Source organism: Amycolatopsis sp. NPDC051372 (genome assembly GCF_040682095.1).
Lineage (GTDB): Bacteria > Actinomycetota > Actinomycetes > Mycobacteriales > Pseudonocardiaceae > Amycolatopsis.
On the sequence record NZ_JBFBAF010000001.1, the window covers coordinates 82,563 to 109,042 of the forward strand.

A 26,480-nucleotide genomic window follows, 5' to 3' on the forward strand; every position below is an offset into this window, starting at 1 on the left:
GCCTCATTCACCGATCACGGGTGGCGCGGTCAACTCGTCGGTGCCGAACAGCTCGTTGGCATCTTCTTCGACGAGGTACTTGGTCTGGTGTTCCTCGTCCTCGGTGCCCTTGCCGCCCTTCGCGCCGCCGGCGCCCATGCCGCCCATGCCCGAGGCACCGGCCTTGCCGGCCGCCCCCATTCCGGCACCCATCGCCCCGCCGCGGGCGCCCCCGGCTCCGCCGAGCCCTTCTGCGGCACCCGAAGCGGCACCGCCGGGACCGAAGCCCGCGCCGGCGCCAAACGCCCCCGGCCCGAAGCCGGCAACAGCACCGGAGCCGGCGCCGCCACCACCGAACCCGCCGCCGCTGCCACCGGCCCCGAAGCTTCCGGCGCCGCCGCCCGGCCCGAATCCGCCGGCCCCACCGGGCCCGAACCCGCTCGAGTCGAACGACGAGGGCGTGAAGCCCTGCGCGGTCGTGGAGTCGGAGCCGGGCGGGGTGTAGGTCCCAGTCGGGATGCCGGTGTTGTTGGGGTTGTTCGGGTCGTTGACGCCCGTGTGGTTGGTGGAAAAGTCGGTGGGCTTGGCGTCGAACTTGGGCATGTTCGCGGGGTTGAAGCTGCCTCCGCCACCACCAGGACCGCCGCCCACGCTCGGGACCTTGCCGCCACCGCCGGGCCCGCCCGGCACATTCGGGCCACCCGGTCCGTTCGACAGATTGTTGCCCTGCCAAGCGCTGTACTGCGGCAAGCCCTGCGCGTTCGCGCCTGAAGCGCTGTAGTAGCTGTTGTACGCGTCGACGTTCGCCTTCGCGTTGTTGTTGTACGAGTTGATCTCGTCGTCTTTGTCGCTGAACGGGTTGACACCGTCGAGAAACCCAGCCGACGGCGGGTCCTTCGGGATGTCCTGCACCTTCGACTTGACGGTGCCGAAGCAGTCGACCTGCGTGTTGAGGTAGGTGTGGCTCTTACCGAGGTTGTTGACCGAGTCCTGCAACCAGAGACCGAGAGGGTGGGCTCCGGCTTGAGCGGCCGTCGCACCGCCGCCCTGCCAGGCGGCGTCCATCTTCTTGTTCAGGTTGTCGATTTCGGTGACCCGGCCGCTGTGAATCTTCTGAAGGTTCACAGCGCCACTGACACCGGTGTTGAGCGAGGTCGGGTCGCCTGCGTGGATCCGCTGGTAGATCGTGTATGCGTCGATCGACCGGCCGCCCACGTTGGCCGACTGCTGCTGTGCCTCGGGCCCGCCGCTGAAGATACCGACCAAGCCACCGACGACCGCACCCACACCGGCACCGACCGCGGTACCGACCCCAGGCACAACGGACCCGATCGCGGCACCATAGCCCGCGCCGATCGCCATGCCCTTGAGCTCCTTGCCCATGGTGTTGGCGTCATTCCCCATGATGCGCCACTCCTTCCGAGCCGAATACTGGCTGCGTGGTGATCACGCCGCCGCCTTGAGATGGTCGACCACCACACCGGCGACCTCTTGCGCGAAACCGCACGGGTCGGCCTTGTGCTGGCCCGCTGAAATCTGCGGGATGATCGAAACGGCGAGCTCGTCGGTGACACCGAGCCACAGCTGGCAGTTGCCTGACGGCCTGCCGTCATGAGCATCGGCGAGCACGCCGGGATAGCCATTCACCGTCACCGGTTCGAAGTACGCGGATTGCGCCTTCTGGTCGTAGATGTCGCTGATCCCGTTCTTGTTCTGGGGCAGCGCACCGATGCTGACGGAGTTCAACGGGTTGCCCGTGGATTTGAACGAGCAACTGACGGAAGACTCGTTGACCGTTCGCCCCGGAAACATGAGGCCTTCTTTGGCCGCTTCGCTCGCGTTCAGGACGTTGCACGGGTTGTTCAGCAGGTCACCGGTGGGCAGCGCGGCGGGGACTTTGGGGCCTGAGCCGCTGCTCGACGCGCCACTCGAGCTCGGAGAAGCCGAGGGATCGGCAGAGCCGCCGGTTTCCCCGCTGCAAGCGGTCAGCAGGCCGAGCGCGACGATCGTTGCAGCGGTGAGGCGAACGGTGCGGGGCAGCATGCGGGGCTCAGGCTCCAGTCTTGTTGAGATTGTCGCGTTGTTGCTGTTCGTGAACCGTGATCTTGTTCTTCGCGGCCGTCAGTGCGGTGATGAAAGCCGCGACGTAGTCGACCATGCGCTGGTGCTGATCGAGCAGTGTGTACCCGGAGGGGTTCGCGCCCTTGTCCACGAAGTCGTGGCTGGCGAACTCGTCGGCCGGTGGCTTGACGTAGGCGATTTTCTGCGCCTCGACGAGGTCGTCTCCCAGATGATCGTGCAGGTCCTGCCACTGCTTGATGACCGAGTCGATCTCATCGTCTTCGAACTGATACCCGCCGGCGGTCCCGTAACTGCCCACCTTGATCGGAGGAGTAGGTGGAATCTCGGACATCGGCGTTACCCCCTTGGGCTACCTCTCGCTCCCCAAACGGCGAGATCAGCAGGTTGGATGGTAACGCACGGCCGTTGGTTCCCGCTCGGGTTCAGGCGAGTTCGAGAGCAGGTCGAAATCGATCTTGTGGTGGCCTGGACCTGGGGTTCCGGGCGGTCGGGATTGGGCTTCAGGTGGTTGATCACCACTGTCGCGACCTGCTGCGCGACCCCGCACGGATTGTCCCTGGTGCGGCCCATGCCGATTTGCGGGAGGACCGACGCCGCGAGCTTGTCGGTGATCCCCACCCACAGCGTGCAGGTGCCGTCGTTGCGACCATCTTGGGTGTCGGCGTAGAGCGCCGGATAACCGGCGATCCAGGTCGGTTCGAAATATGCTTGGTTGGACTTCAGGTTGTAGAGGTCGCTGATTCCGTGATCGTTCTGCGGAAGGGCGGTGATGTGAACGAAGTTCTGCTTGCTCCCCGACGAGGTCCACGCGCAGCTCGTGAGCGTCTCTTTGACGAGTCGGCCGGGTAAGCGAGGCCGACTTGGGCGGCTTCGGCAGCGGAGGGGACGTTGCGCGGATCGTTGAGCAAGCTGTCGGTCGGGAGGGGCTTGGGGACCCGCGGACCGGAGGCGCTCGCTGTGGTGGTGGGGGCGGCAGGTTTGGCGGGTCCGCTGCACGAGGTCAGCGGGGCGGCCGCAGCGGCCGCGGCCATCAGCGGGACAGGGCGGCGTGCCATTGCGGAACCCCCGGTGCGCGAAGCCGAGCAAGATCAGCGCGAGGATAACGCACCGAATTCACTCCATTTCCTTCCGCAGCGTCGGTCACCCGAAAGGGCCTCGACGACGCTACGCCGCGCCTTTGAGGTGGTCGATCATTGCCTGCCCTGCCCTCTGCGCAATCCGGCACGGGTCCGCCTTGTTCGCGCCGACGTTGATCACTGTGCCCACCGAGACGGCGAGGTGGTCGGTGATGCCGATCCACAGCTGGCACGAGCCTGTAGAGCGGTCGTCGGTCTTGTCGGTGAAGACGGCCGGGTATCCGCCGGTCGTGGTCGGGGTGAAGTAGGCGGCCGACGACTTTCCCGAGTAGATGTCGGAAAGGCCGTTCTTGTTCTGCGGCAGTGCGCCGATTCCCACTGAGTTCTCGGCGTTTCCGGAGGATTCCCAGGTGCACGCCTTGGGAGACCGGTCGTCGAGCTTGCCGTCGCGCTTGAGGCCGATCTGTGCGGCCTGGACCGCGCTCAGCACTGAGCAAGGATCGTTCAACACCGCGTCGGTGGGCAGCGGGGTCGAGATCTCAAGTACTGGTTCGACGGTGCTGCCCGCTGCGGAGCTTGCCGGGCCGGGCGGAGTGGTCGAGCTGCCGCTGCACGCGGCGAGCAGGATGGCCGCGGTGAGTGCAGCGGCGGTGGAGGCGGCGTAGCGGACGGTGCGGGGCGGCATGGTGGCGATCGGACTCCAGCCTTGTCCAGCGGATCGAAGATCAGCTCTGACGATAACGAACAGTCGTCGATCGGATCCGCTGTGTGGCCGGACCGACGCAAGAGAAAGCGCCCCCAGGCCGAAACCCGGGGGCGCTTCGTCAGAACAAAACCGTCAGACTGAAGTCGCCTTGACTTCGAGGCGGACGTCGACCTTCACGTCGGGGTGGAGGCGGGCGTTGACGGAGTGCTTGCCGACCGTCTTGATGTGGTCGCGGAGGTCCAGGACGCGCTTGTCGAGGAGCGGGCCGCCCTGGGCCTTGATCGCGTCGACGATCTCGCCGGCGGTGATGGAGCCGAAGAGCTTCTTCGAGCCCTCCGCCGCCTTGCCCGTCAGCTGGATGGCGCCGAGGCCCTCGAGGGTCGCCTTGATTTCCTTGGCGTGGTCGAGGTCGCGGATGCGCCGGGATTCCTGCGCGCGCTGGATGGTGCGCACGTTCTTCTCGGCACCCTTGCTGGCCACGATGGCGTAGCCGCGGGGCAGCAGGTAGTTGCGGGCGTAACCGTCCTTGACCTCGACGATGTCGCCGGGGCCACCGAGGTTCGCCACGTCGGTGGTGAGAATGATCTTCGCCATGACGAGCCTCCTCAGCGAGCGGTCGAGGTGTAGGGCAGCAGCGCCATCTCGCGCGAGTTCTTCACCGCGATGGCGATGTCACGCTGGTGCTGGCTGCAGTTGCCGGTGACGCGACGGGCACGGATCTTGCCGCGGTCGGAGATGTACTTCCGCAGCAGGTTGGTGTCCTTGTAGTCGATCAGTTCCGGGCGGCCCTTCTTCTCGGCCTTGCAGAACACGCAGACCTTCTTCTTGGGCTTACGGATGGGTGGCTTGGCCACTGTGTTCTCCTGGATTCAAATCTTGGGTGTAAAAGTACGAGATCAGAACGGGGGTTCGTCGGCGAAACCGCCGCCGCCACCGCCGCCTGCGGGGGGCGCGGAGCCCCACGGGTCGTCGGCCGGCATGCCGCCGCCACCGCCGCCTCCGCGGTTGCCGCCGCCACCGCCTCCGCCGCCGAAGTCACCGCCGCCACCGCGGCTGACCTTGTTGACCTTCGCCGTGGCGTACCGCAGCGAGGGCCCGATCTCGTCGACCTCGAGCTCGACGACGGTGCGCTTCTCGCCTTCTTTGGTCTCGAAGGACCGCTGCTTGAGCCGGCCCTGCACGACCACACGGGCGCCGCGGGTGAGCGACTCGGCGACGTTCTCCGCCGCCTGGCGCCAGATGTTGCAGCGCAGGAACAGCGCCTCGCCGTCCTTCCACTCGCCGGACTGCCGGTCGAGGGTGCGCGGGGTGGACGCGACCGTGAAGTTCGCGACCGCCGCGCCGGACGGGGTGAAACGCAGTTCCGGGTCGGAGGTCAGGTTTCCGACCACCGTGATGACGGTGTCTCCAGCCACGGGGACGTCCCTTCGGCTCAGGCCTTGGCGGCGACGGGCTTGGCCGCGGCGCGCTTGACCTCGCGGCGCATGACCTTGGTGCGCAGCACGGTCTCCTGCAGCGACAGCTGACGGTCGAGTTCCTTGACCGCGTCGGAGTCGGAGTTCAGGTCGAGCAGCGCGTAGATGCCCTCGGCGTGCTTCTTGATCTCGTACGCCAGGCGACGACGGCCCCAGACGTCGACCTTCTCGACGCTTCCGCCCGAAGTGCGGATCACGTTGAGGAAGTTGTCCAGCGTGGGGGCGACCGTGCGCTCGTCGAGCGTGGGGTCCAGGATGACCATTACCTCGTAATGGCGTGACACAACCACTCACCTCCTATGGGCTCGCGGCCACGGACTGTCCGTGGCAGGAGGGTTTGTCCAGGTAAGAGTACCTGGGGGTGCCGACAGTCTTGCCGGGAGGCCTGTCAGGAGGCCCGGCGCAGCGCCCAGGTGCGCACCAGCCCGGCCGTCACACCCGCCAGCACGATCACCGCGAGCAGCATCGGCAGCTGGATGTCGGACGCGCCGCCGGAGGTCGCGAGCGACTCCGCGTTGCCGGCGTTGCGCACGTCCGGGCCCTGGCTCTGCGTGTCCTGGCCACCGGTCACGGGCGCGGCCGAGCCGGGCAGCGTGCCGTTGGCCGGGTAGCGGATGCCGGGGGCGACGGCGGTGCCGGGCGTCGCGGTCGGGATGCCGTTGTAGTCGCGCTGCGGCGCGGTGCCGGCGGACCCGGGGATCAGGTTCGCGAGCGGGCCGCCCTCGGAGTTCGAGGGCGAGGTACTGGTCGAAGGCGAGCTGCTGCTCGGCGGCGTCGACGACGAGGTCGGCGGTGTGTAGTTCGTGGCGAGCGTCGTCAGGTCGCAGTTCGAGGTGACCGAGCTGGTGATCGCGTCGAGGACCTGCTTCTTCGTGTCGGCGCTCCAGCCGAGCGAGGCGTTGCCCTGCAGCGCCTCGTTGACGGCGCTGCCGATGGTCTTGCCGTCGATGGTGCCGCCGGACGAGCTGGGCACGGTGCCGATCGTGAGCGTTTTCGCGGACAGCGCGTTGGCCACGCCGTTGGGGTCCACGCCGTTGAGCGGGATGATCCACAGCAGCGACTGCTGCTTCGCCGCCGCGGCCTGCTTCGCGAGCGCGCTGACGGAGGAGCCCGGCAACGCGACGGTGTCGCCCATGCTGCCGCTGACCGAGCCCGTGCACTGGTTGGCGAGGGTCGTGGCCGCCGAAGCGATGCCCGAGCCGAGGAACGCGCCGCCGGTCACCAGGGCCGCCAGCGCGGTGACGCTGAGTACGCGCCGAGTTCTCAGCCAGGTGGGGTTCTTCGGCACGAGCGTGGTCCTCCAGGATCTGTGGGCGTCAACCATCGCGACAGGTAGAACGAAGGAGACCCCGAAAAGATACTGGTGAGTCGGCCTGACTCGCAGCGGCCATTCGGCGGAGGACCCAGGTGCGAACCAGGCCCGCGCTGACTCCGGAGAGTGCAAGAACTGCCACCAGCACGGGCCAGTCCAACCCGTTCGTGTGGTTATCCCCGGTGGGCGGTAACGCCTGCGCCTCGCCCGCGTTCTGCACGCTGGCGTTCCCGGCCGACGGCTGAGCCGGGTTCGAGAGGCCGTACTGCGGCGCGTACCCCGGGATCTGGCTGCCGTAGCGCAGCGCGGGCGACGGCGAGAACAGCCCGGCCATTGCCATCGGGATGTCGCTGTAATCGCGCATCGGCGCGTAGCCGGTGCTGAACGGCAGGTTCGAGAAGTTCGCGAAGCCCGGGAACAGCGACGCGAGACCGCCGCCGCCACCGCCCGAGAACGGCAGCAACGGGCTGTTCACCGGCGGGATCGGCGTCTGCCCGGCGGGAGTGCCGCCCTGCGGCGCGCCGGGACCGGTCGCCGGCGGCTGCTGCGGGCTGCCGGGGTTCTGCTGCGCGGGCGCCCCGCCCGTCAGCGCGCGTTGCGTCGAATCGACGCCCTGCTGCAGCGTGTTCGTGGTTCCCGAGACGGTCTGGTTCAGCGCCCCCGCGGCCGGTGCACCGACCACGGGCACCGGCGCGACGACGGTGTCGACCACGTTCACCGTGACCTTGCACAGGGCACCGAGAACCGAGTCGACGGCCCCGGTCAGCACCCCGGACACCTTGCCAACCACACCGAGGTCGACCGGCAGGCCCAGAAGGGGCTTGACCTGGACCGTGTCTCCCGGATGCGCGGTGATCGTGTCGCCGCACTTGGCCACGATCGTCTCCGGAGACGCAACAGCGGTCGTCGGCGCGGCGAGCGCGGCCGAGCCGGCCAGCACGAAGGCGGCGGCTCCCACCGCGGTGGCCCTGCGTGTGCGGTGCTGCCTGGCCATCGAGCCCTCCGACCCCTGTACCCCGGTCCGGTCCGAACCTGTCTCCCCTGGACAACGACGGTAACGGGAACGAGTGACGCCCGCTCAGCCACCGATGTCAGGCATTCGGGTGGAAGCGGGTGTCACCGCACGTGTCGATCAGGCGGTCTTGCGGCGCAGCCACGCCCGCACGAGTGCCGCCGCGACGATGGCCAGCGCGAGCACCGCGATGAGCATCGGCAGCTTCGCCGGCGGCGTCACGGCCGGCAGTGCTTCGGCGGTGCCCGACTTCTTCGCGTCGACGGTCGGCACCTGGTCCGCGGGCAGCTGGCCCGGGATGACCTGCGTGATCACCGGCGGCGCCTGCACGAGCCCGGACGGGAGCATGGCGGCGTTGGTGAAGATGCCCGCGATGGAGTCGAGGCCGGACAGGTCGCCCGAGCCGGTGATCACCGGGTCGAGGCTGCTGCCGGGGGCGCCGGGCTGCCCCGGTCCGCCAGGTCCACCGGGCGGGGTGCCGGGAGGCGTCCCGGGCGGGTTGTCGTCCGGCGGGTTGTCGGTGGGCGGCGCCGGCACGACGGGCGCGGTCACACCGCCGACCAGGCTCTGCGTGGTGTTGCCGACGCCGTTCGCCGTGTTCTGCGCGAGCGGGCAGACGGCGTTCGTCGTCGCGTCACCGACCACCGGCACCTCGCCGACACCGAGGCCGCGCACGACATCGCCCACCGGGAGCGTGAAGAGCGGGTTGTTCCCGTCCGACTGCTTGGCCTTCGAGTCGAGGCCGACGGTGAGGCGGTCGGGGGCGTTGAGCGGCGCGCCCGCGTCGAGCGACAGGCCGTTGCCGGACTTGCCGTTCTGCAGCGTGGCCGAGCAGTCGCCGTCGAGCGTGGGGCTGGGGTCCGCGGAAGCCGTGGCGGGGAGCGCGAGTGCGGCCGAGAGAACCGGCATCGCGACGGCGATCCCCAACGTGGTGATCCGGGCGGCGTGCTTCCCCATGCAAAACCCCTCCGACGGCCCGAACTGGATCACGGAACGCGCTCACGGTACTCCACGAGCGTCACCAACTGGGGCGTCAGGTGCGGATTCACCCGGGGGTAGCGTGCTGGCATGCAGATTGGCGCCCATGTCCGCGACGACGATCCGCTGGCCGCCGTAGCCGAGCGAGAAGCCGACGTCGTCCAGTTCTTCCTGTCCGACCCGCAGGGGTGGAAGGCTCCGAAACCGCACCCGTTCGGGGACGCGATCAAGGAGTCGCCGGTCGAGGTGTTCATCCACGCGCCGTACCTGATCAACGTGGCGTCGCTGAACAACCGCATCCGCATCCCGTCGCGCAAGAACGTCGCGCAGCACGCCACCGGCGCCGCCGCAATCGGCGCGAAGGGACTCATCGTGCACGGCGGCCACGTGGGCGCGGGCGACGACGTGGCCGAGGGCCTGGTCAACTGGCGCAAGCTCTTCGAGCGCGAAGCGGACAAGGGTGGCTTCGCCGTGCCGATCCTCATCGAGAACACCGCGGGCGGCGAGAACGCGATGACCCGCGAGCTCGACGTGATCGCGCGCCTGTGGGACGAGGTCGGCGAGTTCGGCGCCGGGTTCTGCCTCGACACCTGCCACGCCTACGCCGCGGGCTGGGAGCTGGCCGACGCCGTCGAGAAGGTCAAGGCCATCACCGGCCGCATCGACCTGGTGCACCTCAACAACTCGCGCGACGAGTTCGGCTCCAACCGCGACCGCCACGCCAACGTCGTCGGCGGCGAAGGGACCATCGACCCCGAGCTGCTCGCCGACGTCGTCCGCAAGGCCGGCGCGCCCGTCGTCGTGGAGACGCCGAGCGAGGGCCAGGCGGCCGACATCGCCTTCCTGCGCAAGCAGACCGCCTAGGGCTCGGGAACGGGAGGCGCGGGGGGCATCGTCGGCACAGCCCGGCGGTGCTTCCCGAAGCCCGCGAACTTCACGCGGTCACGCGCCCGTTCGAGCACGCCGCCCGCCGGGTCGTCGTCTCCGGCGAGCCGGATGAGGTCCGTGCGCGGCCGGTAGATCTCGCGGATCACCAGCACGCAGAGGCCCACCACGGCGAGGTCGCGCACCACGACCGTGCCGAGGAACCAGCCCTCCGGCAGTCCCTTGTGGTCGATGCCGAGGTAGTAGAACATCCGCGGCGCCCACACCAGCGCGTCGATCACCATCCAGCTCAGCAGCAGCCGCCAGCGCGGGATCGCGAGCACCGCCAGGGGCACGAGCCACAGCGAGTACTGCGGGCTCCACACCTTGTTGGTCAGCAGGAACGCCGCCACCACGAGGAAGGCGAGCTGGCCGAAGCGCGGCCGCCGCGGCGCGGTGAGGGCGACGTACGCGATTCCGGCGCAGCAGAGCAGGAACAGCACGGCGATCACGGTGTTGAGGATCGCCGGCGTCTGTCCTTTTTGGAGCACGCCGTCGAAGCCGGTCCAGCCCGTGGTGTAGGAGATGACGTTGTAGAGCGAGTCCGGGTCCATCGGCCGCAACGTGTTGAGCCGGAAGAACTCCCACCACCCGCGCGTGGCCACGAGGATGAACGGCACGTTCACGATCAGCCACGTGAGCAGGATGAACGCCGCCGTTCTGCCCCACGCACGCAGCTTCCCCGCGCGCAGGCAGAGCACGAACAGCACCCCGAGCAACAGCAACGGGTACAGCTTCGCCGCGGCACCGAGCCCCAGCAGCACGCCGGCGATCTCCGGCCGTTTTTGCGACCACGCGAGGATCCCCGCGGCGGTGCACGCCGTGGCGATGGCGTCGAAATTCGTGAACGCCTGCACCAGCACCAGCGGCGAGATCGCCACCAGCACCGCGTCCCACGGCCGGCGTTTCATCGTGCGCCCGGTCGCCCACACCGTGATCAGCCACGCGAGCGCGAGCCAGAACGCGGAGATGTTGAAGTAGATCGCCACCGGTAGCGCGCCCGGCAGCCAGCCGGAGTTCGCGACCGAGAGCCAGCCCGCGGCGAGCTTCGCGTTGACCCACTGGAACAGGCCCGTCAAAGCCGGGTACTCCATGTACCGGGTCTGGTTCTCCGCCGTCTGCGTGTCCTCTTTCCAGGACGTGACGTACGGGAAGGTCTTCGGGTCGTTGAGCCGCTCGGAGCTGTAGAGCGGCACGATGTCCGAGTAGCACATCGCGACGAACGGGCGGCCCGCTCGCCAGTCGAGCTGCGACGCGCCCGTGGAGTCCTGGTACTGCTGGATGCAGGACGCCTTGCCGAACCAGCACAGCACCAGCGCGAGGATCGCCAGGCCCAGTCCCACGCGCTGCGGTGACCAGAACCAATGCCGGCCCACGGCCGCGTGCTCACCGAGCGGACCGCCGATCGGTCTGGTCGCCGCGGCGGCCAGCGGGTCGTTCCAGCTCGGCACGATCCGCTCCGCTGGCGTCAGCGTGCGGGGAGCCGCGTCCGGCTCTTCGGCGGTGGCTTGGTCGGGCACGTCGCGGATGCTATCTGCCCGCAGGTCAGGCGCCTGTCATTTAGGGTCGGAGTAGAACCCGGCAAGCACCTCGAAAGCCCCACCGAGGGCCACGGCTTCCTCCCCGAGGTCGCTCAGCTCCACGTCGATGCGCTGCCAGTGCGGCACCGGCAGCAGCTCGCTCAGCTCCGCCGCCACCGTGTCCCGGTAGACGTCGGGCGCCGCGCGGATGGCGCGGCCGAACAACACGATCCGCTCCAGGTCCAGGACCTGCACGAGGTCGGCGAGGCCGATCCCCAGCAGCCGCGCGGCCTCGGCGGGGGTGGCCGCGGAGCGGTGCATGATCTCGACGCAGCCGCGTCGTCCGCAGGCGCAGCGCGGGCCGTCGTAGGAGATCGTGGTGTGGCCGAACTCACCGGCGTTGGTGCGCGGGCCGCGGTAGACGTTGCCGTCGACCAGCAGCCCGACGCCGATGCCGGTGCCCACGAGCACCACGGCGGTGGCGGTCTCCGGCGTGTCGGGCCACGTGTGGGCGACCGCGGCGGAGTTCGTGTTCTTGTCGAGCGTCACGGGCAGTCCCGTGCGCTCGGCGAGGAGGTCGCGAAGGGGCACGTCGTGCCAGCCCGGCATGTTCGTGGCGTCGCGGACGCGGCCTTCGCGGCGGTCGAGCGGTCCCACCGCCCCGACGCCGAGGCCCAGCACCCGCGCCGGGTCGACGTCGGCGAGCAGCTTGCGCGTCGCGTCCACCACGGCGGCCACCGCCTGTTCGGGCGTGAAACCGACGGGGAGCGGACCTTCGACGGTGTCCTCGATCTGACCGGACAAGCCCGTGCGCAGCACGAGGAACCCGTCGCGGTCCAGCTGCGCGCCGAGGGCGCACTTCGCCGACGGCCGGATCCGCAGCTGCGTGCGCGGCTTGCCGACTCCGGCCGCGGCCTGGCGCTCGACGTCGAGCAGCTGCGTCTCGAGCAGCTCGGCGACGATCTTCGACACCGCCTGCTGCGTCAGCCCCGTGCGTTCGGCCAGCTCCACGCGGCTGAGCCCGCCCGCGCGCAGGATGTGACCGAGCAGCAGCGCTCTGTTGAAGCGGCGCAGCCCACGCAGGTTGACTCCGGTTTCGGCCATCCGGAGATCCTCCCGAAGAACTGGCTAGTTACGCAACAGTGTTGTTTAATGAGCGGCATGGCTGATGACTTGCGAGTCGGCATCCTCGGTTACGGCATCGGGGGCCGCGTCTTCCACGCGCCGCTGGTTGCTTCGACGCCGGGTCTGGTGCCCGCGGCGATCGTGACGGCGAACCCGGAACGCGCCGGCCAGGCCCGCGCGGAGTACCCCGGCACAGAGATCGTGCCCGACGCCGACGCGTTGTTCGCCCAGGCGGGCGACCTCGACCTCGTCGTGGTGAGCACCCCGAACCGTACCCACGTGCCGCTCGCGCTGCGCGCCGTCGAGCTCGGACTGCCCGTGGTCGTGGACAAGCCGTTCGCGCCGACCGCGGCCGAGGCCGAGCAGGTCGTGGCGGCGGCGAAGGCCAAGGGCGTCGGCCTCACCGTCTTCCAGAACCGCCGCTGGGACTCCGATTTCCTCACCGTGCGCAATGTGATCGAGTCCGGCCGACTCGGCGACGTGTTCCGCTTCGAGTCCCGCTACGACCGCTGGGTGCCGAAGATCAAGGACAACTGGCGCGAGTTCGGCGATCCCGCCGAGGCCGGTGGCCTGCTCTACGACCTCGGCGCGCACATCGTCGACCAGGCCCTGCAGCTGTTCGGCCCGGTCACACAGGTCTACGCGGAGGTCGACCGCCGCCGTGCCGGCGTGCAGGTGGACGACGACGTTTTCGTCGCGCTGCACCACGCCAACGGAGTCCGCTCGCACCTGTGGGCCTCCGCCTTGGCCGCCACGCGCAACCCGCGGTTCCGCGTGCTCGGCGACCGCGCCGCCTTCACCAAGTACGGCCTCGACGTGCAAGAACCCCAGATCAAGGACGGCCTGCGCCCCGGTGACGAGGGCTGGGGCGTCGAGCCCGCAGCCGACGCCGGCACCCTCGGCGTTGACGACGGCACGGACCACACCGAGACCGTGCCCACCGAAGTCGGCCGCTATGAGGACTTCTACGCCCAGGTGCGCGACGCGTTGCGCGGCGAAGCGGCATTCCCCGTGGATCCGGCCGGTTCCGTGGCCGCGTTGCGCGTGATCGAGGCGGCCCACCGCTCCGGCGCCGAAGGCCGCGTGATCAGGCTCGAGTAGCTCGCCGCGACCTCGGCAACCCCCAGTGTCGAGCTCGCGGCCTCCCCGCTTTTCCTTTGCGGGCGCGAAAAAGGCTCCCCCCGTCCGGAAACCCGGATGGGGGGAGCCTTTTCTCTTGCGACGCCCTGGCTATTCGGTGGGATCGCCCGTGTCGCCGGGAACCCCCGTGTCGGTGGGGTCACCTGACGGCGGATGCTTCGGCGGCTTGGGCGTGTGTGACGGGAACGACGGGAAGTTGCCGCCAGGGCCGTTCGGGTCGCCGGGGTTCACCGGGGTGTTGCCGTTGCCGCCGGGGTTGTTCGGGTCGTCCGGGTTGTCGGTCGGCGTGATGTCCCCCGGCGGGGTGTTCGTGTCGCTCGGCGGGCCGGACGGCGGGGCCGCGTCGCCGATCAGATCCACCTGGGAGAAGCGCTCGGCCGGCTTGCCCGCGAGGTAGGTCGTCATGAACTTCTGCCACAGCGGGCCGGCGATCGTGGACCCGAAGATCGGCGCGCTGCCCTTGCCGTGCAGGTCCAGGTCGCCGTCGCCGCCGACCCACACCGCCACGGAGACCGAAGGCGTGTAGCCGACCATCCACGTCTGCGCGTTGGCGTTGGCAGCCGAGGCGGGCTCCCCCGCGCGCTTCGTGTGCTGCTGCGTCCCCGTCTTGCCGGCGCATTCGTGGCCCGACGGGCACTTCAGTTTCGAGAAGCCGATCACGGGCTTGAGCGCCTCGGTCACGTTGCCCGCGATCTGCTTGCTCAGGTCGGAGTCGCCGTCGGCGAACGCCGACTTGGCCGGCTGCGCCTGGGCTTCGTACGCCACCTCGTTCTGCGAGTTCGTCACCTTCAGCACGAAATGGCGGTCGCGCTGCTGGCCGTCGCCCGCGAAGGTGGCGTAGCCCGACGCCTGGTCGGCCGGAGTGATCTTGGTGTCGCCACCGCCGAGCGAGATGTTGTTGTTCGAGATGTCGATCTGCGAGTTGCCGCCGCCGTTGTCCTTGGTCTTCACCCCGGCTTCCTCGGCGGCCTGCTCGACCGGGCCCTGCTTGGTGACGTTGAGGACCATGTCGTAGAACACCGTGTTCGCCGAGATCTTCATGGCCTCGGCGACGGTGCACTGCTCCGAGCAGCTGTCGCTGTCACCGGCGTTGCGCACGATGCGCCCGTCGAACTCGCGGTTGTTGCGGCCGTCGAAGGTCGAGTTGATCCCCTTGCCCATCTTGAGGAACGCCGTGAGGTCGTACGGCTTCATCGACGAACCGGGGTTCTGGGGCGTGTCGGCCCAGTCGCGCGCGGCCTGTTTCTGGCCGTTCACATCGACGATCGTGGGCCCGCCGTAGTACGCGAGCACGCCGCCGGTCTTCGGGTCCACGGCCACGAGCGCGTCGAGCAGCCGCTTGTCCGACTGCTTCGCCAGCGCGTCGGCACCCGCCTGCTCGGCGAGGTCCTGCGCCTTCTTGTCGATGGTCGTCTGGATCGTGTAGCCGCCGGCGTAGTACTTGTCCTCCGGGATGCCGTGGGCCGCGAGCTCGGTCTTCACCTGGTCGGAGATAAAGGCGTAGGGCGCGCCCGAGTCGTCCTTGCTCTCCGACAGCGGGATCGGCGTGGGGAACTGCGCGGCCTTGCGGTCGGCCGCGGTGATGTAGTGGTTCTCCACCATGCGGTCGAGCGCGGTGTTCCAGCGGTCGTGGGCCACCTTCGAGTTCTCCGAGCGGCCCGGCTGCTGGATGAGGCCGGCGAGCAGCGCGGCTTCGGAGAAGTTGAGGTCCTTGACGTCCTTGTGGAAGAAGGCCTGCGACGCCGCGCCGATGCCGTACGCACCGCGCCCGAAGTAGATGATGTTGAGGTACGAGGTGATGATGTCCTGTTTCGAGTACGTCTGGTTCATCTTGAACGACTTCGCCAGCTCGGTCCATTTACGGGTGAGCGTGGGCGCGTCGTTGTCGGTGGCCTTCTTGATGTACTGCTGGGAAATCGTCGAGCCACCGCCGGTGCCGCCGGTGACCTGGTTGTAGACGGCGCGCAGGATGCCCGTGACGTCGAAGCCCGAGTTGGTCTCGAACGACGCGTCCTCGGTCGCGGTCACGGCGTGCTTGACGACGTCGGGAATCTGGTCCGGCGTCAGGATCTGCCGGTTGCCGCCCGGGGGCACGTCCTTGCCCATCGGACTGCCGTCGGCGTAGAGGTACGTGACGGCCTGGCTCTGCCCCTGCGCCACGCTCTGCGGCGAAGGCACGTCGACGCTGAAGTACGTGATGACGAACGCGATCGCGGGGATCACGATGAAGACACCGACGAACGCGTAGATGCTGCGCCGGATGATCTTCCAGCGCCGCTTCTTCTTCTGCGCGGCCGTGAGGACCGGCCTGCCCTTCTTGTCGAGCTCCGGCTCCTCCGGGTAGACGTCATCGGGGTCGAGCGGTCCCCCGGAGTCGTACCGGGCGTCGTAGCCGTCGTCGGCGGTGCCGTTGTGCACGTGGTGCGTCATCAGCTCCGGCTCACGACGCGGCGGCGGGGTCGGGCGGCGCGCGCCCGGGGGCGGCGGCTGCCGGAAGCCGGGCGGCGGCGTGCCGGGACGGTTCCGGGGCGCGCGCGGCGGCTGACCGGGCTGCGCGGGAGTGCCGGGCGGGGGCGTCCGAGGGGCACCACCCGGAGGCGGCTGGTTGCGCGCCCACGGCGGCGGTCCCTGACGGTCCGCGGGGGGTGGTTGACGCCGCGGATCGGGATCCCGGTCGGGCCAGGAGCGGTTGCGGTCGTCGTTCACGTGCGGATCCTCTTCTCGGACGCGGGCGTGCTGCGGGCGCAGATCCCCTCTCCACAAGGGGACGCACCGCGGGTGGGGTCGGTTCACTCGACCGGCGGGACGTATCTCTGGGTAACGGCCCCGGCGCGGTGTGAACCGGACAAAACTACGCCCAGGGTGACGGCTGAGCGATGTCGCCTGGGTCACTTCGAGGTGCAGGGGCTTCGGTCACGAAGAAAGGCTCCCCTCCTGAACCGGAAAGGAGCCCTCTTCGAGGAACCGCGGGTCGCTACCCGCCGGGCTGTTTCGGTGGTGGAGTCACCTCGACCCCGCCTCCGCCGTCGCCGCCACCGCCGTTGCGGCCGGGACCGCCACCGTCGCCGGGACCACCGCCGAAGATGCCACCGGGACGGCTGGTGGTGGTCTCCGACGACGTCGTCTCGCTCGTGGTCGTGCTCGACGTGCTGGTCGGCGTGCTCGTCGTCGTGCTGGGCGTCGTCGTGGTGGTCACCGAGCGACTGCTGCTGCTGGTCGTGGGCGTGACCGTGTCGGCGTCCTTGCCGATCGGGTCGACCTTCGGGAACTTCTCCGTGGGTTTGCCCTTGAGGTAGGTGTCCATGAAGTCCTGCCACGCCGGACCGGCGATGGTGGCACCGAAGATCGGCTTGTTGTTCTTGTCGTGCAACGGCTTGTTGCCGTCACCGCCGATCCACACCGCCGCCGACACCGACGGGGTGTAACCCACCATCCAGGTCTGGGCGTTGCGGTCCGCATAACCCTTCGGCAGGTTCTTCGCGCTACCCGGGTCGAACTGCTGCGTACCGGTCTTGCCCGCGCAGTCGTGGCCGGTGGGGCACTTCAGATGGGATTCCTTGATGACCGGCCCGAGCGCGTCGGTGACGTTGCCCGCGATCTGCTGGCTCTTCTGCTCGTCGGGGTCGAACGCTGGTTTGCCCGCCAGCGTCGTCTCGTCGAACTCCACCTCGTCCTGGGAGTTGGTGAGCTTCGAGACGAAGTGCTGCTGGCGGTAGATGCCGCCCGAGGCGAAGGTCGCGTAACCCGCGGCCTGGTCTTCCGGGGTCAACGACGTCTCACCACCGCCGAGCGCGATGTTCGCGTCGTTGGTGCCGAGCTTGGCCTTGCCCTTCGGCGCCGGTTGCACCCCGGCTTCCTTCGCGGCTTCGGCGACCGGCGCGGGCTTCGTCACGTTCAGCACCATGTCGTAGAACACGGTGTTGGCCGAGACCTCCATGGCCTTCTTGACCGTGCACTGCGGGCCACAGCTGGCACTCTCACCCGCGTTGCGGACGATGCGGCCGCCGAGCTCGCGGTTGTTGGTGCCGTCGAAGGTCTCGCCGAGGCCCTTGCCCATCTTGAGGAACGCGGTGAGGTCGTACGGCTTCATGGACGAGCCGGGGTTCTGCGGGGTGTTGGCCCAGTCGTTGGCCAGCGTGTCCTTGCCGTTCTCGTCCTTAACCGTGTTCGGGCCACCGTAGTAGGCGATGACCCCTCCCGTTCTCGGGTCGACGGCGACCAGAGCTCCCAGGATGTCGGGGTCGGTTTGCCCCTTCATGTTGTCCTGCACGGCTTGCACCGCCGCCTGTTGCGCGGCCGGGTCGATCGTTGTGTAGATCTTCGCGCCGCTCGAGTAGAGCTTGTCCTGGTCGTAGCCCTTGGCTTCGAGCTCGTCCATGATGCGCTGCTGGATGAAGTAGTCCAGGGTGCCGGCGTTCTCCTTCGCCTGAGCGCCCTTGGGGATCAGCTTGGGGAACGTCGCGGCTTCGCGATCCGCTTTCGAGAGCCAGCCGTTGGCCACCATCTGGTCCAGCACGTAAGACCAGCGCCGTTGCGTGTACGCCGGGTCTTCCGATTTGCTCGGCAGCTGGATCAAGCCGGCGAGCAGCGCCGACTCCGAGGGCGAAAGCTGGCTGACGTCCTTGCCGTAGTAGGCCTTCGCGGCCGCCGCGATGCCGTTGGCGCCGCGGCCGAAGTAGACGATGTTCAGGTAGCCCGTGATGATGTCCGATTTGGACTCTTCGTTGTTGAGCTTGAACGACTTCGCGAGCTCGGTCCACTTACGGGTCAGCGTCGGAGCTTCGTTCTCCGTGGCCTTCTTGATGTACTGCTGCGAGATGGTCGAACCACCACCGGTACCACCGGTGACCTGGTTGTACACCGCGCCGAGGATGCCCTTGACGTCGAAGCCCGAGTTGGTCTCGAACGTCTTGTCTTCGGCCGAGTACACGGCGTGCTTCACGACGTCGGGGATCTGGTTCGGCTGCAGCAGCTCGCGGTCGCCGCCGGGCGGGACGCTGCGCCCCATCACCTGGTTGTTGGCGTAGTAGAACGTGATGGGCTGGCTCTGCAACGCTTTCACGTCCTGCGGGGAAGGAACCTTCACCATGAAGTACGTGATCACGAAAGCGACGGCCGGCACCACGACGAACAGACCCACACACGCGTACGCGATCCGCCGGATGATCTTCCAGCGGCGCTTCTTGCGTTGTTTCGGCGTGAGCGGCGGCTTGATCGGCTTGCCGTTCTCGTCGAGCTCGGGGCCTTCGTCCTCGAAGTCGTCCTCGTCGGAGTACTGAGGGTGCTCGGCGCTGTCGTACTGATCGTCGTAGCGGTCGTCGTACGGGTCGTAGCCGAACTCCGTGCCGTTGTGCACCTGGTGCGTCATCAGCTCGGGTTCGCGGTCGGGATACGCCGGAGCTGCCGGCGGAACCGCGGAACGGCTCTGCGGCGGACGGCGGGCGGGACCCGCGCCGTTGCGGCCTGGACCACCGGGACCGGGCGGGCCCGGCTGGCGGAACCCCTGCGGCGGGCTCGCGGTCGGACCACCCGGACCACCTGGGCCACCCGGACCACCTGGGCCACCGGGGCCGGGCGGGCGGCCACCGGGGGGCGGCGGAGGTGGCGGGGCCTGCCGGCGCGGCGGCATTCCCGCCTGTCCGTTGCCGTTCGGCACACGCTGGGACTGCTGGGGGCGCTGCGGAGGCCGTTGCGGCCGGCGGGGTGGTTCGTCAGCAGGCCATTGCGGATCGCCGCCGCTCCGGTCTGAACCACGCGGGTCTGAACCACGCCGGGGCTCGTCGCCGCTGGGCCATTCCGGGGCGCCGCCACCGGCGGCCGCGCGAGGCGGCCGCGGTGCGTTGCCGCGAGGGGCCCGGCGGGCGGGGGGCGGGGCCTGCCGTTGCGGGCGACGCGGGGCGTCCTCACCCGGCCAGGCGGGACCCGGTTCTTCCTCCGGCCATTGGGCACGGCGAGGTGCATCTGGCTCCTGGCCAGGCCAGGAGCGGTTGCGATCGTCGTTCACGAATGGGCCTCCGAAGGCGGCACTGCCGGCACTGCCGGCACCGGAGTCCGGGAAAAGCCGGAGTGCGCCGCCCTGTGCTCTGCAGCGGTTTTGGTACTCGTCACTGGCCGGCTGTCCTCCGCGGCCGGGTGGGCTGGGGCTCGCCCGTGCCGAGGACGTAGGACAGGACCAGGTGGTTCCAGTGGCACGTCCGGCACACCTCTACGTCGTAGACGGTGAACTCGCCGAACAGCCCCGCCATGCGGGCCAGTTCGTCGGGTGTCCGCGCCGATCCCGAGACGTGCTTCAGCTCGTCGCCGTAAACCCACGACACGAGGGTCAACGGCGTCCGGCGGCACATCGGACAGGCGCGGTCGTCCGGCCTGCCGTGGAACTTCGCCGCACGGAGCAGGTACGGGGTCGCGTCGCACACCTCATGGTCGCCGACGCGTCCGGAGCGGACGCCGGCCAGCAGCGCACGGCGCTGCAAGGCGTAGTCCACGACCTGCCGCTGGGTAAGCACGAGGAACAGAGTACGGGCTCTTCCTGTGTGTGCAGTGCCCCCTGCGGGAGGCCACCCAGGGCGACCATTCGGACACGCCGGAAATTCGATAACTCTCTGGTGACGTTCGCCCTGGTCTGGCCACTTCCGGGGGTTACTTCCGCCACTTCGATGTATCGGCGCGATATAGTTGCCGAGTAGGTTGACGGAGGCGGTCGCGCCAGTAGGTCCCACCAGCCACTGGGGCAACGGCGGCTGCTGCGGTTTGTTCCCGTGAGGGGGTGCGGTGTGCTCGAACTCGCGATCCTCGGGTTGCTGCACGAAGCCCCCATGCACGGGTACGTGCTGCGCAAGCGTTTGCACGAGACGCTCGGGATGTTCCGGGCGTTCTCGTACGGCTCGCTGTACCCGACCCTGCGTCGGTTGCTGCGGGCGGGATTCCTCGTCGAGGAGCTCGACGAAGCGGACGACCGGGCCTGGTCCCGGCGCGGCCGCCGCGTCTACAAGCTCACCGCCGAGGGCAAGGAGCGGTTCGCCGAACTGCTCGGTGACGCGGGTCCGCAGACCTGGGACGACGAAGGGTTCGGCGTCCACCTGGCGTTCTTCTCGCGGACACCGGCCGACGTCAGGATGCGGATCCTGGAGGGCCGGCGGCGTCGCGTGGAAGAGCGTCGCGAGGGTTTGCGCGAGGCGCTGGCCAGGGCCGAGGAGAGGATCGACCGCTACACCCGCGAGCTGCACCGGCTGGGACTCGAGTCGAGCGAGCGGGAGGTGCGCTGGCTCAACGAGCTGATCGCGCACGAACAAGCCGAGCAGCGTGGCCCGCAGGAGTGAGGGCGCGCCGCTCGGGCCGCAACGTCGCGGCCAGACCTGCAGATGAAGTAACGGATTGAAGGAGAAACCGGCATGGGCGAGAACCGCCGCGTTCGGGTGGCCATCGTGGGCGTCGGCAACTGCGCCTCCTCGCTGGTCCAGGGTGTGCAGTACTACCGCGACGCGGATCCCGGCACGCGCGTGCCCGGTTTGATGCACGTCCAGTTCGGCGAGTACCACGTCAGCGACATCGACTTCGTCGCCGCGTTCGACGTCGACGCCAAGAAGGTCGGCCACGACCTGTCCGAGGCGATCTTCTCGAGCGAGAACAACACGATCAAGATCGCCGACGTGCCGCCGCTCGGCGTGCCGGTGCAGCGCGGGCACACCTACGACGGGCTCGGGCGGTTCTACCGCGAGACCATCTCGGAGTCGGACGAGGCGCCCGTCGACATCGTCGGCGCGCTGCGCGACGCGAAGGTCGACGTGCTCGTCTCCTACCTCCCCGTGGGCTCCGAAGAGGCCGACAAGTTCTACGCGCAGGCCGCGATCGACGCCAACGTGGCGTTCGTGAACGCGCTGCCCGTGTTCATCGCGTCCGACCCGGTGTGGGCCAAGAAGTTCGAAGACGCCGGCGTGCCGATCGTCGGTGACGACATCAAGTCGCAGGTCGGCGCGACGATCACGCACCGCGTGCTGGCGAAGCTCTTCGAAGACCGCGGCGTGCAGCTCGACCGCACGATGCAGCTCAACGTGGGCGGGAACATGGACTTCCTGAACATGAAGGAGCTCGAGCGCCTCGAGTCGAAGAAGATCTCGAAGACCCAGTCGGTGACCTCGCAGGTCGACCGCGAGCTCGGCAAGGGCAACGTCCACATCGGACCGTCGGACTACGTGCAGTGGCTCGACGACCGCAAGTGGGCCTACGTGCGCCTCGAGGGCCGCGCGTTCGGCGATGTGCCGCTGAACCTGGAGTACAAGCTCGAGGTGTGGGACTCCCCCAACTCCGCCGGCATCATCATCGACGCCGTGCGTGCCGCGAAGATCGCGAAGGACCGCGGCATCGGCGGGCCGATCCTGTCGGCGTCGTCCTATTTCATGAAGTCGCCGCCGGAGCAGTACGACGACTCCACCGCGCGCGACGCGGTCGACAAGTTCATCCGCGGCGAGCTGGAGCGCTGACGCGTTTCTCGCCGGCAGATGGGCTCCTCGGTGTTCCGGGGAGCCCTTCTCGGCGTCTAGAGTCCCAACGCCGCCGGGAGTTCGTTGATGTCGCGCACCACGGCGGTGGCCTGCTTCAGCACGGCCGGGTCCGGCGGGAAGTGCGGGTTCGGCACCGCGTACACGGCCATCTTCGCCGCCAGCGCGGCTTTCAGCCCGTTGGTCGAGTCCTCCACGGCGGCGCACTGCTCGCCCGGCACGTTCAACAGCTTCGCCGCGCGCAGGTAGACGTCGGGCGCCGGTTTGCCGGCACCGACCTCCTCGCTCGACACGGCGACGGGCACCAGCGACGTGAGGTCGCACGCCTGCAGGAACGCCTGGATCAGCACCGGCGGCGACGAGCTCGCGATCGCCACCGGGTAGTGGCGGGCGACGGCGCGGACCACGTCGGGCGCGCCGTCGATCACGGGCGGTCCCGAGGCGTAGCGCTGCGCCATCCGGTCGATCACGGTCCGCGCGATCTCGTCGGGCGTCAGCTGTGCGCCGAGCGTGCCGACCAGGTAGGCAGCCCACTCGGGGGTGCTCATCCCTTGCTGTTCTCTGGTCGATTCGGGTAACCAGGTACCGCCGTGCTCCGCGACCACCGCGCGGCGCACCTCGTCCCAAGTTTTTTCCGAATCCACCAGCACGCCGTCGAGGTCGAAGATCACCGCGTCCATGGCTGCAGCCTAGTCTGTGAGGCGAATTACTTCGCTACCCTAACTAAATTTGTTAGCCTGGCTAAGTGACTTCCCCGATCGTCGACCTCGCGCACCGGCTCCGGCCAGTCGTGTTCCGGCTGTACTACCTGGTGCGCCGTGAAACCCCGCAGCTGCTGACGCTCACGCAGGGGTCTGTGCTGGCCGAGCTCGTGGGCGGCGGTCCGAGCCGGATGAGCCGGCTCGCGCAGCTCGAAGGCGTGCGGATGCCGTCGATGACCGACGTCGTCGGCCGGCTGGAGCGCCTCGGCATGGTGAGCCGCCGCCCCGATCCGGACGACGGCCGGGCCGTGCTCGTGGAAGCCACCGAGGCGGGCGAGCGCTTCTACGCCGAACTGCTGGCGGCGCGGGAGGCGCAGGTGCGCGAGCGGCTCATCGTGCTCGACGACGCCGAACGCGCCGCGATCGACGCCGCGTTGCCCGCTCTCACGAAGTTGATCAGCGATTTCCACAGTGATGCACCGAAGGCTGACCAACCCAAGAGGGAGTTACCCGAAAACCCGGAGGAGGAACTGATCAGCGATGAGCGCTGAGCACCACTCGAGCCTGCTGGACGCGATCAAGGGCCAGCCCAAGCAAGTGTGGATCACGGCGTTCGCCGCGGTCATCGCGTTCATGGGCATCGGCCTGGTCGACCCGATCCTGCTGTCGATCGCCAAGGGCCTGAACGCGTCACCGTCGCAGGTCACGCTGCTGTTCACGTCGTACCTCGGCGTGCAGGTGATCGCGATGCTGTTCACCGGTTCGATGTCCGCGCGCTTCGGCGCGAAGCGCACCGTGCTGGTCGGGCTGACGTTGATCGTCGCCGCGACCGCGCTGTGCGCCGCGGCCGGTTCGATCGAGCAGCTCGTGGGCCTGCGTGCGGTGTGGGGTCTCGGCAACGCGTTTTTCATCGCCACCGCGCTGTCGGTGATCGTCGGCGCCGCCACGGGCGGGCAGTCCGGCGCGATCCTGCTGTACGAGGCGGCGCTGGGTGTCGGGCTGTCCGTCGGCCCGCTGCTGGGCGCGCTGCTCGGCACGATCTCGTGGCGCGGCCCGTTCCTGGGCACGGCGGTGCTGATGGCCGGCGCGCTCGTGCTGTGCTCGGTGTTCCTGAAGAGCGATTCGCACGAGAAGCGCGAGCCGATCAAGCTGCTCGACCCGATCCGCGCGTTGAAGCACCCCGGTCTGTTGCGGACTTCGGTCGCGTCGGCGCTGTACACGGCGGCGTTCTTCGCGGTGCTGGCCTGGTCGCCGTTCGTGCTGGGCTGGAGCGCGATCGCCGTCGGGCTGATCTTCTGCGGATGGGGCCTGTGCGTGGCGGTGGCCGGCGTCGCGTTGGCGCCGAAGCTCGCCGCGCGGTTCGGCGAACGGCACGCGGCCGCGCTCGCCGTGGTCGGCTACACCGTGCTGATGCTGGTGCTGGCCGTGCCGAACAAGACGGTCGTGGTCATCGGCATCGTGCTCTCGGGGTTGGTTTCGGGGCTGCTGAACACGCTGTTCACGGGCACCGCGATGTCGATCAGCAACGCGCCGCGCCCGGTCGCCAGCGCGGGCTACAACTTCTGCCGGTGGCTCGGCGGCGCCGTCGCGGCCACGCTCGTGGGGCACGTCGCCGACTGGCTGGGCTGGGAGCAGGGGCCGTTCGTGATCGCGGCCGCGCTGTGCGTCATCGCCGCGGTGCTGCTGTCGTTGCGGGAGAAGAAAACCGACCCGCACGAGGTGCCCAAGGAAGCCGCGTTGGTGGGCGAAGAGGAACTCTGAACCCACGTCGAATACATCTATTGTTCACCTGAAGATTCGATTTGGCCGAATATGGTCGCTTTGTTCCCTTACTGAAGCGACCTGGAGGCCCTGTGTCCACGGAACGCGGGCGGCTGCTGCCCCTGTTCGCCACTCACCCCGGCGGGCGTTCTCCCCTGACCTGCGAATACCGCTGTGGCAACGCGTGCGCGCACGAAGCGCCGAACCCCTCGGGCAACGAGTACTTCGGTGACGTCGCGAAGGGTGTCTCTCGGCGTGGCGTGTTCAAGGCCGGTGCCGTGATGGCCGCGGCGGCCGGCGGGTTCGCCGCGCTGCCCGGCACGGCGGCCGCGGCTCCCGCGCACGGCGGCGGTCACCCGCGTCCGGTGCCGGGCACCGACTTCGACGCCGTGGCGCCCAACAAGCTCGACCGCGTGAGCATCCCCGAGGGCTACGACCAGCACGTGGTCATCCGCTGGGGAGACGCCGTGGTGCCGGGTGCGCCGGAGTTCGACTTCCGCGCGCAGACCGCGGCCGCGCAGGCCAAGCAGTTCGGCTACAACAACGACTTCGTCGGCCTGATCCCGCAGGATTCCCTGGGGCTGCGCAACTTGCTCGTGGTCAACCACGAGTACACCACCGAGGTGCACCTGTTCCCGGCCGACCAGTACGACCCGGCCAACCCGACCGAGGAGCAGGTGAAGATCGCGTGGGCGGCCCACGGCCTGTCCGTGGTCCAGACGCTGCGCGACCCGATCGGCGGCGGGCTGCGCACCGTGCCCAGCCCGCTGAACCGCCGCATCACGCTCGACACGATCTTCGAGGTTCGCGGCCCGGCGGCCGGTTCGAAGTACCTCAAGACGTCGGCCGACCCGTCGGGCAAACGCGTGCGCGGCACGCAGAACAACTGCTCCGGCGGCGTCACGCCTTGGGGCACCGTGCTTTCCGGTGAGGAGAACTTCCACCAGTACTTCGCCAACGCCGACAAGGTGACCGACCCGGCGCAGGCCGCGCGGCTCAAGCGGTACGTGATCGGCACCGGCGAGAGCACGCGCAAGTGGGAACGCTTCGACAAGCGCTGGGACGTGCCACGCGAGCCCAACGAGCCCAACCGCTTCGGCTGGGTCGTGGAGATCGACCCGAACGACCCGCACGCCGCGCCGGTCAAGCACACCGCGCTCGGGCGGTTCAAACACGAGGCCGCCAACGTGAAGATCACCGCCGACGGCCGCGTCGCCGTGTACTCCGGTGACGACGAGCGCTTCGAGTACATCTACAAGTTCGTGTCGAAGGGCAAGTACAAGAAGGGCACGTCCGCCCTGGCCCGCCGCCACAACTCGGCACTGCTGGACGACGGCACGCTCTACGTCGCGAAGTTCACCGGCGACAGCCCGGCCGCGGAGATCGACGGCACCGGAAAGCTCCCGGAAGACGGCGAGTTCGACGGCGCCGGCGAGTGGATCCCGCTGGCGAGTGGCAACAAGTCGTTTGTGGACGGATTTACCGCCGAGGAGGTGTACGTCTTCACGCGCCAGGCCGCCGACAAGGCGGGCGCCACGAAGATGGACCGGCCCGAGGACATCGAGCCCAACCCCGTGAACGGCCGGATCTACGCGGCGCTGACCAACAACACCGACCGCGGAGCGGCCGGCAAGGCGGGCGTCGACGAGGCGAATCCGCGGGTCGGCAACAAAAACGGCCACGTGCTCGAGTGGGAAGAAGCGCGCGGCGACTCGGCGTCGACGCGGTTCGCCTGGCGCCTGCTGCTGGTCTGCGGCGACCCGGCCACGGCCGACACCTACTTCGGCGGCTTCCCGAAGAGTCAGGTCAGCCCGATCTCGTGTCCGGACAACGTCGCGTTCGACCCCCACGGCAACCTGTGGATCTCCACCGACGGCAACACGCTCGGCGCCAACGACGGCCTGTTCTCCGTGCCCGTGTCGGGTCCGGAACGCGGGCACGTGAAGCAGTTCCTGTCCGTGCCGATCGGTGCGGAGACGTGCGGGCCGGTCGTCACCGACCACCTGGTGCTCGTGGCCGTGCAGCACCCGGGTGAGAACGCGGTGAGCTCGGCGAACCCGTCGTCGCACTGGCCCGACGGCGGCACCTCGCAGCCGCGCCCGGCCATCGTTTCGGTGTGGCGGAAGGGCCGGTTCGGGCTCGCCGGCCGCATCGGCGTGCGGTAACTCTTTGGAGTGGCTTCCACTGCGCC

25 protein-coding genes are annotated in these 26,480 nt (G+C 68.9%); 7 read left to right on the forward strand and 18 right to left on the reverse strand.

Going from position 1 to position 26,480, the window contains the following annotated elements:
• Positions 1–3 precede the first annotated feature (3 nt).
• The 12 genes from AB0M56_RS00350 to AB0M56_RS00405 all read right to left on the reverse strand — a co-directional run bounded on the left by AB0M56_RS00350 (position 4) and on the right by AB0M56_RS00405 (position 8,599).
• Positions 4–1,383, reverse strand: a complete 1,380-nt coding sequence (locus AB0M56_RS00350; RefSeq protein WP_364169183.1) for a hypothetical protein — start codon at positions 1,381–1,383, stop codon at positions 4–6.
• A 42-nt stretch (positions 1,384–1,425) separates the two neighbouring features.
• Complete coding sequence (locus AB0M56_RS00355; RefSeq protein WP_364169186.1) at positions 1,426–2,022, reverse strand: DUF3558 domain-containing protein; 597 nt, start codon at positions 2,020–2,022, stop codon at positions 1,426–1,428.
• Positions 2,023–2,029: 7 nt separating this feature from the next.
• On the reverse strand, positions 2,030–2,392 hold the full coding sequence (locus tag AB0M56_RS00360) for a hypothetical protein (RefSeq protein ID WP_364169189.1): 363 nt from the start codon (positions 2,390–2,392) through the stop codon (positions 2,030–2,032).
• 5 nt (positions 2,393–2,397) lie between these two features.
• Positions 2,398–3,057 (reverse strand): DUF3558 domain-containing protein, encoded by a 660-nt coding sequence (locus AB0M56_RS00365; RefSeq protein ID WP_364170690.1) that lies wholly within the window; start codon positions 3,055–3,057, stop codon positions 2,398–2,400.
• Between the two features lie 168 nt (positions 3,058–3,225).
• Positions 3,226–3,822 (reverse strand): DUF3558 domain-containing protein, encoded by a 597-nt coding sequence (locus tag AB0M56_RS00370; RefSeq protein ID WP_364169191.1) that lies wholly within the window; start codon positions 3,820–3,822, stop codon positions 3,226–3,228.
• A 153-nt stretch (positions 3,823–3,975) separates the two neighbouring features.
• On the reverse strand, positions 3,976–4,437 hold the full coding sequence (gene rplI, locus AB0M56_RS00375; RefSeq protein ID WP_220245348.1) for a 50S ribosomal protein L9: 462 nt from the start codon (positions 4,435–4,437) through the stop codon (positions 3,976–3,978).
• An 11-nt stretch (positions 4,438–4,448) separates the two neighbouring features.
• Entirely contained in the window at positions 4,449–4,697 is a 249-nt protein-coding gene (rpsR, locus tag AB0M56_RS00380; RefSeq protein WP_003098744.1) for a 30S ribosomal protein S18, read from the reverse strand.
• 42 nt (positions 4,698–4,739) lie between these two features.
• Positions 4,740–5,258, reverse strand: a complete 519-nt coding sequence (locus AB0M56_RS00385; protein WP_364169194.1) for a single-stranded DNA-binding protein — start codon at positions 5,256–5,258, stop codon at positions 4,740–4,742.
• Between the two features lie 17 nt (positions 5,259–5,275).
• Entirely contained in the window at positions 5,276–5,602 is a 327-nt protein-coding gene (gene rpsF, locus AB0M56_RS00390; protein WP_220245346.1) for a 30S ribosomal protein S6, read from the reverse strand.
• Positions 5,603–5,706: 104 nt separating this feature from the next.
• On the reverse strand, positions 5,707–6,606 hold the full coding sequence (locus AB0M56_RS00395; protein ID WP_364169197.1) for a hypothetical protein: 900 nt from the start codon (positions 6,604–6,606) through the stop codon (positions 5,707–5,709).
• 28 nt (positions 6,607–6,634) lie between these two features.
• Positions 6,635–7,624 (reverse strand): hypothetical protein, encoded by a 990-nt coding sequence (locus tag AB0M56_RS00400; RefSeq protein WP_364169200.1) that lies wholly within the window; start codon positions 7,622–7,624, stop codon positions 6,635–6,637.
• Positions 7,625–7,762: 138 nt separating this feature from the next.
• Positions 7,763–8,599, reverse strand: coding sequence for a hypothetical protein (locus AB0M56_RS00405; protein ID WP_364169203.1), 837 nt, complete (start codon positions 8,597–8,599; stop codon positions 7,763–7,765).
• A 111-nt stretch (positions 8,600–8,710) separates the two neighbouring features.
• On the opposite strand from AB0M56_RS00405, the gene AB0M56_RS00410 reads away from it, so the two are divergent.
• Complete coding sequence (locus AB0M56_RS00410) at positions 8,711–9,484, forward strand: deoxyribonuclease IV (RefSeq protein WP_364169205.1); 774 nt, start codon at positions 8,711–8,713, stop codon at positions 9,482–9,484.
• Here the strand turns inward: AB0M56_RS00410 and AB0M56_RS00415 are convergent.
• The gene (locus AB0M56_RS00415) at positions 9,481–11,064 is read right to left on the reverse strand and encodes a glycosyltransferase 87 family protein (protein ID WP_364169207.1); all 1,584 of its coding nucleotides are present in this window, start codon (positions 11,062–11,064) and stop codon (positions 9,481–9,483) included. The genes AB0M56_RS00410 and AB0M56_RS00415 overlap by 4 nt on opposite strands.
• Positions 11,065–11,100: 36 nt before the next feature.
• Entirely contained in the window at positions 11,101–12,168 is a 1,068-nt protein-coding gene (locus tag AB0M56_RS00420) for an ROK family transcriptional regulator (protein ID WP_364169210.1), read from the reverse strand.
• A 57-nt stretch (positions 12,169–12,225) separates the two neighbouring features.
• Between AB0M56_RS00420 and AB0M56_RS00425 the strand changes: the two genes are divergently transcribed.
• Positions 12,226–13,290 (forward strand): Gfo/Idh/MocA family oxidoreductase, encoded by a 1,065-nt coding sequence (locus AB0M56_RS00425; protein ID WP_364169213.1) that lies wholly within the window; start codon positions 12,226–12,228, stop codon positions 13,288–13,290.
• 129 nt (positions 13,291–13,419) lie between these two features.
• Here the strand turns inward: AB0M56_RS00425 and AB0M56_RS00430 are convergent, their stop codons facing one another.
• From AB0M56_RS00430 to AB0M56_RS00440, 3 genes are all read right to left on the reverse strand, one after another.
• Positions 13,420–16,035, reverse strand: a complete 2,616-nt coding sequence (locus AB0M56_RS00430; RefSeq protein ID WP_364169216.1) for a transglycosylase domain-containing protein — start codon at positions 16,033–16,035, stop codon at positions 13,420–13,422.
• A 268-nt stretch (positions 16,036–16,303) separates the two neighbouring features.
• On the reverse strand, positions 16,304–19,333 hold the full coding sequence (locus tag AB0M56_RS00435) for a transglycosylase domain-containing protein (RefSeq protein WP_364169219.1): 3,030 nt from the start codon (positions 19,331–19,333) through the stop codon (positions 16,304–16,306).
• A 100-nt stretch (positions 19,334–19,433) separates the two neighbouring features.
• The gene (locus AB0M56_RS00440) at positions 19,434–19,835 is read right to left on the reverse strand and encodes a DUF5318 domain-containing protein (protein WP_326567307.1); all 402 of its coding nucleotides are present in this window, start codon (positions 19,833–19,835) and stop codon (positions 19,434–19,436) included.
• Between the two features lie 267 nt (positions 19,836–20,102).
• On the opposite strand from AB0M56_RS00440, the gene AB0M56_RS00445 reads away from it, so the two are divergent.
• Positions 20,103–20,648 (forward strand): PadR family transcriptional regulator, encoded by a 546-nt coding sequence (locus AB0M56_RS00445; RefSeq protein WP_360606298.1) that lies wholly within the window; start codon positions 20,103–20,105, stop codon positions 20,646–20,648.
• Positions 20,649–20,720: 72 nt separating this feature from the next.
• Entirely contained in the window at positions 20,721–21,809 is a 1,089-nt protein-coding gene (locus AB0M56_RS00450) for an inositol-3-phosphate synthase (protein ID WP_285971412.1), read from the forward strand.
• 56 nt (positions 21,810–21,865) lie between these two features.
• On the opposite strand, the gene AB0M56_RS00455 is transcribed toward AB0M56_RS00450, so the two are convergent.
• Positions 21,866–22,507, reverse strand: coding sequence for an HAD family phosphatase (locus tag AB0M56_RS00455; RefSeq protein ID WP_364169223.1), 642 nt, complete (start codon positions 22,505–22,507; stop codon positions 21,866–21,868).
• Between the two features lie 65 nt (positions 22,508–22,572).
• Here AB0M56_RS00455 and AB0M56_RS00460 point away from each other — a divergent pair, with 65 nt between their 5' ends.
• The 3 genes from AB0M56_RS00460 to AB0M56_RS00470 all read left to right on the forward strand — a co-directional run bounded on the left by AB0M56_RS00460 (position 22,573) and on the right by AB0M56_RS00470 (position 26,454).
• Positions 22,573–23,079 (forward strand): MarR family transcriptional regulator, encoded by a 507-nt coding sequence (locus AB0M56_RS00460; protein ID WP_364169226.1) that lies wholly within the window; start codon positions 22,573–22,575, stop codon positions 23,077–23,079.
• Positions 23,069–24,289 carry an MFS transporter gene (locus AB0M56_RS00465; RefSeq protein ID WP_364169229.1) on the forward strand — a complete coding sequence of 407 codons (1,221 nt, stop codon included), beginning with the start codon at positions 23,069–23,071 and terminating at the stop codon, positions 24,287–24,289. Before AB0M56_RS00460 ends, AB0M56_RS00465 begins: the two co-directional genes overlap by 11 nt.
• Before the next feature lie 92 nt (positions 24,290–24,381).
• Positions 24,382–26,454: a PhoX family phosphatase gene (locus tag AB0M56_RS00470; RefSeq protein ID WP_364169232.1), complete on the forward strand. Its 2,073-nt coding sequence runs from the start codon at positions 24,382–24,384 to the stop codon at positions 26,452–26,454.
• The last annotated feature ends 26 nt before the right edge of the window (positions 26,455–26,480 follow it).